Origin of the sequence: Streptomyces sp. NPDC001787, assembly GCF_040297465.1 — a bacterium.
GTDB lineage: Bacteria > Actinomycetota > Actinomycetes > Streptomycetales > Streptomycetaceae > Streptomyces.
Window position 1 is genome coordinate 42,810 of the sequence record NZ_JBEOZE010000032.1, and the last position, 12,332, is coordinate 55,141.

Sequence of the window (12,332 nt, forward strand, 5' to 3'; positions counted from 1 at the left end):
CGTCCGTCCGGTGGCTTCCGCTCCGGTGGCGGTGACCGTCGTGATGACCGTGGTGGCGACCGTGGTGGTCGTTCGTTCGAGCGTCGTGACAACGACCGTCCGTCGTTCAGCCGTGACCGTCGCGACGACCGCCCCTCGGGTGGCTTCCGCTCCGGCGGCAGCGACCGTCCGTTCAACCGTGACCGTCGCGACGACCGCCCCTCGGGTGGCTTCCGCTCCGGCGGCAGCGACCGTCCGACCGGCCGCCGTGATGACCACCGTGGTGCCAACACCGGCACCAACACCGGTTCGTTCGGCCGCCGCGACGACAAGCCGCGCTGGAAGCGCAACGGCTGATCGCGTACCGCTGACCTGCTGAGCCGCGGCTCAGCGACTCGGCAGACCTGATCTCGGCAGACCTGCTGAAGCGGGCCCGTCCTTCACGGACGGGCCCGCTTTCTTTTCTTTTTCCACACAAGCGGAACAGCTGTTAATATCCGGCGACTTGTCTGGGGGGCGCGGACAGGCACGCGAATGCGGGGCGGGGCGTGGCCGGGGGGTTGCGGCCTCCCCTCCACGGGCGTGCGGTCGTTGCCTGATTCATCGTTCTCGTCGTGTTCACGGCGTTCGCCGTGCTCGTCGCGTCCGTTGTGCTCACCGCGTTCGCCGTGTCGGGCCGCGCGATGCCGCACGCCCCCTCGACTTCTTCGGGACGAGGGGGCTCTTTTCGTGGTTCGACATCCACGTGGCGGCACGGCGCTGGTGACTCTGGTGGTGCTCGCGGCCGGGGCCGGTGCGGCGCCGAACGCCGGAGCGGTGCCGAACGCCGTTGCGGCCGGCGCCGCCGTCTCCGTCCCCGCCGCCGTCGCACCCGCCGACATCACGATTCCGGTGGAGATGCGGACGACACCGGGCGTCAGCAGCGTGATGAACGCGGGCCCGACGGGCTTCCTCCACCTCGGCGCCGGTCCGGGCGAACGCCGGCTGGAGTGGACGGCGTACGACGGATCGAGGACCCGGCCGGTCGACGCGCGCGGCAACGATCCGCAGGTCGACCCGGTCGAGTTCTTCGGCAGCGGTTCGGACACGGTGGCGCTGCCGGCCGTCGGAGGCGGCGATGTCTCGCTGCGTGCCATGCCCGGCGCCGACCAGACGAGGGTCACCGTCCCGTCCGGCCAGCGCTACGTCATGACCGTCGGCGAGACGGTCGTCACCCAGGTCGGGTCCCGGCCCGGCGGCGGGCCCGCGACCGGGCTGCATCTGCTGACCGCGGACGGCACCACCACCGTGGACCGTCCGGTGACGGGAGTGCCCGAAGGCGCGGAGATCGACAGCGGGCAACGGGCCGGGGCACGGGGATTCCTGAGCGCTGTCACGGTGCCCGGCGAGGAGCGGACCCGATACGGGTGGGTGGACCTCGCCACGGCACATATGATCCTGCTGCCCGAGGACACGCTCGGTACGCCCGTGGTCGCCGGGAACCGCATGGTGGTCCATGGGCGGGAGAACGGCGTACGCCTCTACGAGGCCGGGAAGTTCGACGACTCGTTCGAGGTGGCCAGGATGCCGGGGAGGTCGGCGGTGATCCTCGGCGCGGTGGGCGACTCGCTCATCGTCGCCCGGCACGATCCCGCCTACGGTCCCAAGAAGATGGACGCCGCCCAGTGGCGTATCTCCGCGGCGCCCTTCGACGGCTCGCCCGAGCGCGAACTCCTGGCCCGCGCGGTCAAGGACCGGCTGGCGACGCGCCCGGACGGCGGGATGGTCGTCATGGGCGGGGCATCCGCCCTGGACTACGGGTTCCAGGCCATCACGGCGCAGCCCTCCGGCGAGGTACGGGTGGCCAAGGTGCTCCCGATCGCCCCCGTGCCGATGGCCACCCAGCGTCTGCTGGTGGACGACGGGCAGGTCACCTCGGTCGAGTACGGGGACGAGCGCACGGCGGCCTACACGTACGGGCTCACCTCCGCGGCCCCGGGCCATGGGCCCCGTACGGACCGCGGAAGCCTCCAGGGCAGCCTGAAGACCTGCGGCGGCAAGCAGACGTACTGCCCCGAACTCGTGGCCACCGGCGACGGGCGTCTCGTCCATGTCAGCGCCACACCGGACCACCACGGAGCGCTCTCCGTGGTGGACGGCAAGGGGACCTTCCCGGGCGCGCAGTGGCCGACCGGCCTCGTGGCCGCCCCGGGCGGCAGCATCGACGGAGCCCTCGTCCGGGGCGCCTCCGGAAACCTCGTCCTGATCAGCGGCAGGCCGAAGGACAATGCCCCGCGGAGGCTGCGGGTCATCGACATCGACAACGGCACCGTCGTCCGCGACGAGCCCGACACTCCCGCGGCCCTGTGGGGCGACACCCTGTGGACGTCCGCCCCGCCGGTCGCGGGGAAGATGACGCTGACGGCGCGGCAGGTGCGCACCGGGGCGAAACTGACGACGGCGACCGTCGGCAGCGGCTGCACCGACGTGAGCGGCATCCAGGCGGTGGGGGAGTGGCTGTTCTGGCGGTGCTACGTCCCCGGCGCCCCGCACGAGGCCGCCGGGGTGTACAACACGCGTACCCGGCAGCACACCTCGCTCGACCCGATCGCCCAGTACGGTGAGGCCCGGCTGGGCCAGGGGGCCGTACTGGTGGCGGACGGCGGCCAGGTCACCCGGTACGACGTGCGGGGGGCCACGGCCGTGCGGTATCCGCTCGGTCCCGGACGCCTGCCCTCGCTCGACGTCCGTACCGGCGACATCGCCTTCCGCGCGAACGACGGGATCCGGGTGCTGCGCGCCGGGGCCCCGGTTCCCCCGCTCACCTCCACGTACAGCGTGGTGACGGCGACGGCCGAGACGGACGCCACTCCCGTCGCCTGGCGCGGCCAGTGGTGGCTGTCCAGGCCCGTGGGGTCCTGGACACTCGACCTCCGGAGCAGGGCGACCGGCCGTACGGTGGCCACCCGCTCGGGCGGGGCGGCCGACCACTCCCTCGCCGCGTCCTGGGACGGCCGTACGGCGGCGGGCGGCCTGCTGCCCAACGGGGTCTACACCTGGACCCTGACCGCGCGTCCGGCGGACGGCGCGGGGGCGGCGGTGACGACCGGGGCGATCCGGCTGACCGGCGGGTCCGCGGTGCTCCGCGACCACTCGGGCGACGGTTTCGCCGACGTGCTGACGCTGAACTCCAAGGGCTCGTTCACGCTGCAGCGCGGCGACGGGGCGGGGAAGCTCTCCGGGAAGACCAGCGGTTCGGGCTGGCCGACGTCCGCCCTCGCGGTTCCCTTCGGCGATCTCGACAACGACCGGTGCAACGACGTGCTGGTACGGATGGCGGACGGCACGCTGCGCGGCTATCGGCCCGGCTGCGGGAAGGCGCTGACGCCGAAGTCCCCGTACACGAAGCTGGGCACGGGATTCCAGGCGTACCGGACGCTCACCTCCCCCGGTGACCTGACCGGCGACGGGCGGGCCGATCTGCTGGGCTGGAAGAAGAAGACCGGGGATGTGTACCTGTTCCCGGCGAGGAGCAACGCGACCCTGGCCCCGGGCCGCAAGATCCGCTCGAAGTGGACGTACACCAGGATCGTGGGTGTGGGCGACCTGAACGGTGACGGGCACGGCGATCTGCTGGCCACGGACAAGTCGAAGAACGTGTGGCGCTACTACGGCAAGGCCTCGGGCCAGTTCGGCTCCCGGGTGCTGATCGCCAAGAAATGGGGCGCCTCGTACGACGCGGTCGTCGGCGTCGGGGACATCAGCGGCGACGGCAAGGCCGATCTCCTCACCCGGGACACGTCCGGCCGGCTGTTCCGCACCGACGGCAGGGGCAACGGGACATTCGGCGGGCGGACGCAGATCGCGTCCGGCTGGCAGGTGTACAAGGGCGTGTTCTAGAGGCTCGCCCGCCAGGGACTGCGGGACGGCCTTGAGGACCTCCGGCCGGCCCGGTCCCGTGCGCCCGGAGGGGGCGGGGCCGGCCGGGACGTGCCGGGCAGGGCCCGGGGCACGCCGTACGCATGTCATGCCCCCGGTGAGGGAATCGCTGGGGGCATGACAAACGACTCACCCGCGCCACAGGCGGGACCACCGGGACCGTCCGCGTCATCCGCCTCGCCCGCGTCATCCGCCTCGTCCGAACCGCCCGCCTCGCCCGCGTCATCCGCCTTACCCGCCCTGTCCGCCTCGTCCGAACCGCCGGCACCATCCGCGTCACCGCCCCCGTCCGGACCGCCGGCTTCCCCCGGATCGCCGCCTTCCCCAGGGTCGGACGAGGCACGGCTGGCCGAACTCGGGTACACCCAGGTCCTGGCCCGCCGGATGTCGGCCTTCTCCAACTACGCCGTCTCGTTCACGATCATCTCGGTGCTCTCCGGCTGTCTGACGCTGTATCTGTTCGGGATGAACACCGGCGGACCCGCCGTCATCACCTGGGGCTGGGTCGGGGTCGGCCTGATGACGCTGTTCGTCGGGCTGGCGATGGCGGAGATCTGTTCGGCGTACCCGACCTCCGCGGGCCTGTACTTCTGGGCCCACCGTCTCGCCCCGCCGCGCTCGGCGGCGGCCTGGGCGTGGTTCACGGGCTGGTTCAACGTGCTCGGCCAGGTCGCCGTCACCGCCGGGATCGACTTCGGGGCGGCGTCCTTCCTCGGGGCCTATCTGAACCTCCAGTTCGGCTTCGAGGTCACGCCCGGCCGGACGATCCTGCTCTTCGCCGCGATCCTGGTGCTGCACGGCCTCCTCAACACGTTCGGCGTCGGCATCGTGGCGTTCCTCAACAGCGTCAGCGTCTGGTGGCACGTCGTCGGGGTGGCCGTCATCGTCGGCGCCCTGACCTTCGTACCGGACTCGCACCGGTCGGCGTCGTACGTGTTCACCGAGTTCGTCAACAACACGGGGTGGGGCAGCGGCTTCTACGTCGTGATGATCGGCCTGCTGATGGCCCAGTACACCTTCACCGGCTACGACGCCTCGGCGCACATGACGGAGGAGACGCACGACGCCGCCGTGGCCGGGCCGCGCGGCATCGTCCAGTCCATCTGGACCTCGTGGATCGCCGGGTTCGTCCTCCTGCTCGGCTTCACCTTCGCCATCCAGTCGTACGAGGGCGCCCTCACGTCCCCGACCGGCGCCCCGCCCGCCCAGATCCTGCTGGACGCCCTCGGCGCCACCACCGGCAAACTCCTGCTGCTGGTCGTGATCGGGGCCCAGCTCTTCTGCGGCATGGCCTCGGTCACCGCGAACAGCCGCATGATCTACGCCTTCTCCCGCGACGGCGCCCTTCCGTTCTCCCGCGTCTGGCACACGGTCAGCCCGCGCACCCGGACCCCCGTCGCGGCGGTCTGGCTGGCCGCACTGGGAGCCCTGGCCCTCGGCCTCCCGTACCTGATCAACGTCACCGCGTACGCCGCCGTCACCTCCATCGCGGTGATCGGCCTCTACATCGCCTACGTCATCCCCACCCTGCTCCGCCTCCTGCGCGGCGACGACTTCGCCCGGGGCCCCTGGCACCTCGGCCGCTGGTCCCGCCCGGTCGGCATCGTCGCGGTGACCTGGGTCGTGATCATCACGGTGCTGTTCATGCTGCCCCAGGTGTCCCCGGTCACCCCGGAGACCTTCAACTACGCCCCGATCGCGGTCCTGGTGGTGCTCGGCTTCGCGGCGACGTGGTGGCTGGCCTCGGCCAGGCACTGGTTCCTGAAACCCGCCGGCACCGCGCAGCCCCCAGCGACCGACGGCATCCCCGGGGCCCCCCGCCACCTCCGAGGGCCCCGGCGCACCTGCCACCTCCGAGGGCCCCGGCGCCTCCGGAACCACCGGCAGCGCCGATGACCCGGATCACCGGCGCACGATTCCCCACGAATCCCCGCAGTGACCGCATCCTGACCGCCCTCCGCCCGGGACGACAGCCCCCGGCACCCGATACCGGATCGGCTGCCGGGCTCCCGGGGGCTATGCTCGGGGGTGATGTGCCAGGGGCCGTTAGCTCAATTGGTCAGAGCAGCGGACTTTTAATCCGTTGGTTGTGGGTTCGAGTCCCACACGGCCTACCGAGAGCGGGGCAGGGGAAGCCCCCTGACCTGTGGTGGAGCGCCCCGATCGGTTTCGGCCGGGCGGGGCGCTTCTTCGTAGATCATCTCGGTGCCGGCCCTGGTGGAGTGTGGAAGTACGCGAGGGATCAGAGCTATGCCTCGGCTCCGAGGCTTCCGGCGCTGATGGCCCCTCGTAGGACGTGGGCGATCTCCTCGGGCTTGAGGTCGATGGCGTCGAGCCCCTCCAGGGTCAGCGGGATCTCCTCCAGTGCGTATTCGCCGCGGCCTTCGGCGCTGAACTCGGGGCCGGTGCGGTCGTCGAAGGACCAGGTCGTGATGCGGGTGAGGTAGAAGAGCTGGCGCTCGTCGTCCGACTCCGTCGTGTGGAGGAGGCGGATGATGTCGGCCTTCCCCGCGATCTCCTCGTGGATCTCCCGGTGGAGGGCGGCCTCCCGGGACGCGTCGCCGGGTTCGACGCCGCCGCCGGGGAGCACCCAGTATTCGGGGATGCCGGGCCTGGTGCGGCGGATGACCAGCATCGTGTCGTCGGCGGTGACGAGGACGGCGCGGACTCGTTCCATCATTTCGGTTTGTCTCCTTGCTTGTTGGTGGTCTCAGTGCAGCAGCAGCAGCAGCAGCAGCAGCAGCAGCCAGCCAGCCACCGTCGACGTGGACGGACTGCCCCGTGATGAACGAGGCGGAGGGGCCCACGAGAAACGCCACCAGGGCCGCGACATCCCCGGGCCTGCCACGGCGCGGGGCGCACTGGCGCTTGATCTGGTCCTCCGGCCGCGCGCGGTGCCGGGCGGGGAGGGTGTTCTCGGCCTCGACCTGGATGGCGCCATGACCACCTGGCGCGACTTCCTCGACCGTGCCGCCGCAATTCATCAGCTCCGAGCGCACGTGGATCGCACGCCGGAGGAATCACTCGGGTAAAGGCGTCGATCTGCCCGCCCAGGGTGGGGCCATTTCCGCGCGTACGGGGACCATGAGGTCGAGGCGGTCCTTCTTCATCGGGCAGGGCCCGTTCCTCGGCCGGTCGGGAGGAATCCGCGGAGGGGTCGTGGTCCGCTGCGTGTCCGGTCCGGTTCATGCCTGATCCCTTGTGGATCGCGGCGATTGACTGTTCGTCGGACCGGGCGAGGTCATGTCCGCCGGATACGCTGACCGATCCGGCCGACCTGTCGAAGGAGACTCATGGAAATACTGGTGACCCTGGTTCTGGGCGTTCTCGGAGCGGCGGTCTACCTGCTGCCGTCCCTGATCGCCTTCAACCGCCAGACGGATAACCGGTGGTTGGTCCTGGTCATCAACGTCCTCTTCGGCGCGACGTTCCTGGGGTGGGTGCTGGCCCTCTTCCTGGCTCTGCGCAAGGCCAAGGTGACCACCACGGCGTGACTTCGGTGCTCAGCGGTTCATCGGCGAGGGGGGATCGTGCCGTCGCCGGGCTCCGGTTTTGCCCCGCCCTCCGTGGGCGGAACGAGAACAGCCCCTCCCGCGTGTTCGGGAGGGGCTGTTCTCTTTGCGCCGGGGGTGAGTTGAGTGCCCTTGGGTCTCCGGAATCCGTCTCGGCCGCCGCCTTGCGGCCCTATGCTTCTACAGGCGTGTAGATGAAGTCCGGGACGGCTCGGACTTCCTGCTTCGCCGTGCGCGCGACCGGGCCGGTCGCCGGCCGATCGCCGTTCCTGGACCGTCGCGCGCACCATCCATCCGCATTCCGTAGGAGGACCGTCATGGCTTCGATCGACCTGGACAAGGTGCTGGACAAGGCGTGGGCGGACAAGGGCCTGCCGGAGATCCTCGCCGCCCCCGTGTCCGCCCTGAAGGGCGTCTCGGACCGGGACGGCGAGCTGCTCCAGGAGGCGTTCGGCGTCACGTCGGTCGCCGATCTGGCCGACCTGAAGTACGCGCGCTGGGCGCAGGCGTTGGCCGCCCTGGACACGGCCTCCAAGTAGGCGGCGCGGGAAACCGCACGCAGAGAAAGAAGGAGTGAACGCCACGATGGTGTTCAAACGGCTGCTCGGCTCGCTCGGTGTGGGCGGGCCCACGGTGGACACGGTTCTCGACGCGGGCACGGTGCTGCCCGGCGGAAGCCTTGCCGGGCAGGTCCATCTCAGGGGCGGCGACGCCGACTTCACCATTGAGCAGATCACCCTGGAGCTGGTCGCCAGGGTGGAGGCCGAGCACGAGGACGGTGAGCACGAGGGCGTCGTGGTCTTCGACCGCGTCGCCGTCGGCGGGAACTTCCGCCTCGCCGCGGGGGAGGAGCGCAGTGTTCCCTTCGGCATGACGCTGCCGTGGGAGACGCCCGTCACCGAACTCCACGGTCAGCAGCTCGGGATCGTCCTCGGTGTGCGTACCGAACTGTCGGTGGCGGGGGCCAGGGACAAGGGTGACCTGGACCCGCTCGCGGTGCGTCCGCTGCCGGTGCAGGAAGCCGTGCTCGAAGCCTTCGGGCAGAGCGGCTTCGGCTTCAGGTCCGCCGATCTGGAGCTGGGGCGGATCCGCGGTACCGGCCAGCAGCTGCCCTTCTACCAGGAGGTCGAGCTCACACCCTCGGCGCGCTACGCGCACGCGGTCAACGAGATCGAGGTGACCTTCCTCGCGAACCCGGGCGGGATGGAGGTGGTCCTGGAGGCGGACAAGCGCGGTGGCCTCTTCACCGAGGGGCAGGACGTGATCACCCGGTTCACCGTGAGTCACCAGGACGTCGGGCACCGTGACTGGAACGCCGAGATCGATGCCTGGATGAGCCGGCTGGTGGAGCACCGGGACTCGTACGGTTCCCATGGGGCGTACGGGCACCAGGATCCGTACCGGGGCGGCCACTTCGGCGACGCCGGACATCACCACGGTGAGCATCATCAGGGCGACGAGCACGGCCGGCGCTCCGGACCGGGTATGGGCACGGTCGTGGCGGCGGGCGCGGCCGGACTCGCCGTCGGCGTCGTCGGCGGAATGGTCGCGGCCGAGGTCGTCGACGAGGTCGGCGACTTCTTCGAAGGCGACGAGGAAGAGGGCGACGAGGGCTGAGGCCGTTTCGTCACCCCTGATAGCTTCTACGTAAATGTAGAAAAACCGGTCGTCCGGGCGCTCCATCCGGTCCGGACGGCCCTACACATACGGAGTTCTCATGGCCCTGTGGGACCGTTTCAAGGAATCTGCGTCGACGATGCAGACCCAGCTCATGGCGAAGAAGAACGACCTGAAGAGCGGCGCGTTCCGGGACGCCAGCATGGCGATGTGCGCGCTCGTCTCCGCCGCCGACGGCTCCGTCGACCCGTCCGAGCGGCAGCGCGTCGCCCAGCTCATCGCGTCCAACGAGGTGCTCCAGAACTTCCCCGCGGACGACCTCCAGCGCCGCTTCGACGACAACCTCAACAAGCTCGCCGCCGACTTCGCCTTCGGCAAGGTCAGCGTGATGCAGGAGATCGCCAAGGCGAAGAAGAAGCCCGCGGAGGCGCGTGCCGTCATCCAGATCGGCATCGTCATCGGCGGCGCCGACGGCGACTTCGACAAGTCCGAGCAGGCGATCGTCCGCGAGGCGTGCTTCGCGCTCGATCTGCCGCCGCACGAGTTCGACCTGTAGGCACCGGAGAGCCCGGGAGGCGTGCGGGCCGGGGATCCGGAGGGCCGGAAGACCCGGGGTGGTCCGGCAGTCCCGGAGGGCCGGAAGGCCGGGGTCCGGAAGGCCAGGGGAGCCGGAGGGCCAGGGGGCCTGGGCCTGGAAGCCCTGTAGGTCCGTAGCCGGAAGTCTGTACCGGCCGTCGCGCCGTCCGCTCCGCCCCGCACCACGGGTTACATCGGTGTCGCCGCGTGCAGGACCAGGTAGAGCGTGATCGCCGCATTCGCGGAGGACAGCGCCGATACGGTCGTGCCCGCCGCGGCTCCCCAGGCCGCCAGCCCCACCGTGGTGAACACGGAGGGCCATACGCGTGCGGCGGGGGCCGGCCCGAGCAGGGCGGCCATCCGCCGCGGCACCGGCCCGACCGCCGCGAAACCCGCGAGCGTGGCGACGGGCGCGCCGCGTGAGATCAGAGCCGTCTTGCCGATCGCGCGGGCCACGGCGCGCCGGCTGCCGACCGCCGCCGCCGCGTCCTCGTCCGCCCACCGTTCCGCCGTGTAGATCACGGCGGTACGCAGCGGCCGCAGAAACGGGTTGGCCCGCGCGGCGATCTGCACGGCCAGCAGGAAGCGGTGGTGGCGGCCGGACAGATGGGCACGCTCATGAGCGAACAGCGCCCGGCGCTCCGGAGCGTTCAGACCGGCCAGCATGCCGGTCGTCACCACGATCCGGTCGCGCCGGCCGCCCGGCAGCGCGTACGCGTACGGCGTCTCGTCCGGCAGCACCGCCACCGGCCTCGGGGGCAGCCACGCCAGTGCCTGGCCGGCCCGGCGCCGTACGCGATGGTGCCGCCACACCGTCCGCGCGCACGAGGCGAGCACGGCGATCAGGGCGGGGATGGCCACCTTGCCCGCCACCTCGTCGTACGGCAGTGCCTCGCGCACCTCCGGATCCGACCAGGCGTCCGGCAACGGGTTGCCCGGCAGCTGCGCCGTACCGACGACCATCAGCAGCGCGAGGCACAGCGTGCTGCACACCGCGAGGACGGCGGCGACCGCCGTCAGGAGCAGGGTGGCGGCGCGCGGATGCAGATGCTGCTCGGCCAGGCGCGCGATGGGCCACGCGCTCAGGGGCAGGACGAGCGGCAGGAAGACGAACACGCCCATGTCGTCAGTCTTCCGCGTCGTCGGCCGTCTCGGCGAGCAGGCCGCGCAGCAGCTCCTCGTCCCCCGGGGACAAGGTGGTGACGAAACTGGCCAGGACTGCCTCGCGGTCCGACTCCCCGTCCAGCACCTTGCGCATCCGCAGTGCCGCGAGCCCGGCCTCGTCGGCGGCCGGTGTCCAGGCGAAGGACCGGCCGGTCCGCTCACGGGCCACCGCTCCCTTGGCGTGCAGACGCGTGAGGATGGTGATCACGGTGGTGTACGCGAGGTCGCCGGTGAGCCGTTCCTGCACCCAGGCGGCGTTCACCGGGCCCGGGGCCTGTCGCAGCGCCGCCAGCACCAGCGATTCCAGCTCTCCCTGGCCACGGCGGCGGGGATGCCGGGCGGCACCGTCCTGGTTCCGGTCGGTCATGCCGTCTCCCTCCCGCCTCGTGGCCCGCACACCGCTGCGGGGCGGTTCATCGTACTGGCCGGAAGAGCCCTGTACCGGCCGTCGGCCCTCCCCTCTCCTTCTACAGTCCTGTAGATTTTGAGACTGTTACCGGGACCCGGGCAACGGACCCGGCTCCTCTGCACGGCACATACGCGGGATAGGGGTACGACATGGGTGTCAGCCTGGCCAAGGGCGGCAACGTCTCGCTCAGCAAGGAGGCCCCGGGGCTGACGGCCGTACTGGTCGGTCTCGGCTGGGACGTCCGCACCACCACCGGCACCGACTACGACCTCGACGCCAGCGCCCTGCTCGTCGACGAGGCCGGGAAGGTCCTCTCCGACCAGCACTTCGTCTTCTTCAACAACCTCACCAGCCCGGACGGCTCGGTCGAGCACACCGGTGACAACCTGACCGGTGAGGGCGAGGGCGACGACGAGGTCATCAAGGTCGACCTGGCCGCCGTACCCGCCGGTGTGGCGAAGATCGTCTTCCCGGTGTCGATCCATGACGCCGAGAGCCGAGGACACAGCTTCGGTCAGGTGCGCAACGCCTTCATCCGTGTGGTCAACCAGGCGGGTGGCGCCGAACTCGCCCGCTACGACCTGTCCGAGGACGCCGCCACGGAGACCGCCATGGTCTTCGGCGAGCTGTACCGCAACGGCGCCGAGTGGAAGTTCCGCGCCGTCGGCCAGGGGTACGCGAGCGGGCTCGCCGGTATCGCCAAGGACTTCGGCGTCAATGTCTGACCTGTTGTAGCGGGCGGCGAGCCGAAGGGCGCGGGGCGCCGGACGCGGGGTGCGGGCCCACGCTTCCGGCGCCCTCCGTTCCGTGCGCCCCGGCCCCGGCCCCCGCACCCGTCCCGTGCGTCTCGTGTGTCTCGTCCTTCACGGCCACTTCAAGAGAGCGGATCCCGGTGTTCGGAATCAGCGAACTCGCCATACTCCTGATCGTCGTCCTGATCGTCATCGGCGCGAAGAAACTCCCGGACCTGGCCCGCAACGCGGGCAAGGCGGCGCGCATCCTCAAGAGCGAGGCCAAGGCGATGAAGTCCGAGGGTTCCGCCGCCGGCCCGCAGGCGCAGCCGGCAGCCCCCGGCGTCATCCGGGCCCAGCCGGTGGACGGTGCCGACGTGCGGCCGGGTGACGGTACGGGCGGCGGACCTGCCCGGCCCGTCTGAA

The 12,332-nt window shown here is 71.0% G+C and carries 11 protein-coding genes, 1 tRNA gene and 2 pseudogenes; 10 read left to right on the forward strand and 4 right to left on the reverse strand.

Translation table 11 applies throughout. From position 1 onward, the window contains the following. From ABT170_RS32525 to ABT170_RS32540, 4 genes and pseudogenes are all read left to right on the forward strand, one after another. Positions 1-336: pseudogene (locus ABT170_RS32525) on the forward strand (DEAD/DEAH box helicase); the annotation flags it as partial. 372 nt (positions 337-708) lie between these two features. Continuing rightward, complete coding sequence (locus tag ABT170_RS32530) at positions 709-3,858, forward strand: FG-GAP-like repeat-containing protein (protein ID WP_351873395.1); 3,150 nt, start codon at positions 709-711, stop codon at positions 3,856-3,858. Between the two features lie 423 nt (positions 3,859-4,281). Next, positions 4,282-5,793: an amino acid permease gene (locus ABT170_RS32535; protein ID WP_351873398.1), complete on the forward strand. Its 1,512-nt coding sequence runs from the start codon at positions 4,282-4,284 to the stop codon at positions 5,791-5,793. A 144-nt stretch (positions 5,794-5,937) separates the two neighbouring features. After that, positions 5,938-6,011 (forward strand) — tRNA-Lys (locus ABT170_RS32540). A gap of 134 nt (positions 6,012-6,145) precedes the next feature. Here the strand turns inward: ABT170_RS32540 and ABT170_RS32545 are convergent. Beyond that, entirely contained in the window at positions 6,146-6,577 is a 432-nt protein-coding gene (locus ABT170_RS32545; RefSeq protein ID WP_329944903.1) for an NUDIX hydrolase, read from the reverse strand. A 130-nt stretch (positions 6,578-6,707) separates the two neighbouring features. Beyond that, a pseudogene (locus ABT170_RS32550) lies at positions 6,708-6,881 on the reverse strand (hypothetical protein); the annotation flags it as partial. Positions 6,882-7,190: 309 nt separating this feature from the next. Between ABT170_RS32550 and ABT170_RS32555 the strand changes: the two are divergent. The 4 genes from ABT170_RS32555 (at position 7,191) to ABT170_RS32570 (ending at position 9,582) form a co-directional block, all read left to right on the forward strand. Beyond that, positions 7,191-7,391, forward strand: a complete 201-nt coding sequence (locus ABT170_RS32555) for a superinfection immunity protein (protein ID WP_329944905.1) — start codon at positions 7,191-7,193, stop codon at positions 7,389-7,391. Between the two features lie 335 nt (positions 7,392-7,726). Further along, the gene (locus ABT170_RS32560) at positions 7,727-7,948 is read left to right on the forward strand and encodes a hypothetical protein (protein ID WP_351873402.1); all 222 of its coding nucleotides are present in this window, start codon (positions 7,727-7,729) and stop codon (positions 7,946-7,948) included. Positions 7,949-7,994: 46 nt separating this feature from the next. Beyond that, entirely contained in the window at positions 7,995-9,026 is a 1,032-nt protein-coding gene (locus ABT170_RS32565) for a sporulation protein (protein WP_351873444.1), read from the forward strand. A 100-nt stretch (positions 9,027-9,126) separates the two neighbouring features. Then, positions 9,127-9,582 carry a tellurite resistance TerB family protein gene (locus tag ABT170_RS32570; protein ID WP_329944907.1) on the forward strand — a complete coding sequence of 152 codons (456 nt, stop codon included), beginning with the start codon at positions 9,127-9,129 and terminating at the stop codon, positions 9,580-9,582. A gap of 209 nt (positions 9,583-9,791) precedes the next feature. On the opposite strand, the gene ABT170_RS32575 is transcribed toward ABT170_RS32570, so the two are convergent. Further along, positions 9,792-10,724 (reverse strand): M56 family metallopeptidase, encoded by a 933-nt coding sequence (locus tag ABT170_RS32575; protein ID WP_329944908.1) that lies wholly within the window; start codon positions 10,722-10,724, stop codon positions 9,792-9,794. A gap of 4 nt (positions 10,725-10,728) precedes the next feature. Continuing rightward, entirely contained in the window at positions 10,729-11,133 is a 405-nt protein-coding gene (locus ABT170_RS32580; protein WP_329944909.1) for a BlaI/MecI/CopY family transcriptional regulator, read from the reverse strand. A gap of 191 nt (positions 11,134-11,324) precedes the next feature. Between ABT170_RS32580 and ABT170_RS32585 the strand changes: the two genes are divergently transcribed. Continuing rightward, positions 11,325-11,900, forward strand: coding sequence for a TerD family protein (locus ABT170_RS32585; RefSeq protein WP_329944910.1), 576 nt, complete (start codon positions 11,325-11,327; stop codon positions 11,898-11,900). A 167-nt stretch (positions 11,901-12,067) separates the two neighbouring features. Next, positions 12,068-12,331, forward strand: coding sequence for a twin-arginine translocase TatA/TatE family subunit (locus ABT170_RS32590; protein ID WP_351873407.1), 264 nt, complete (start codon positions 12,068-12,070; stop codon positions 12,329-12,331). Position 12,332: the final 1 nt, after the last annotated feature.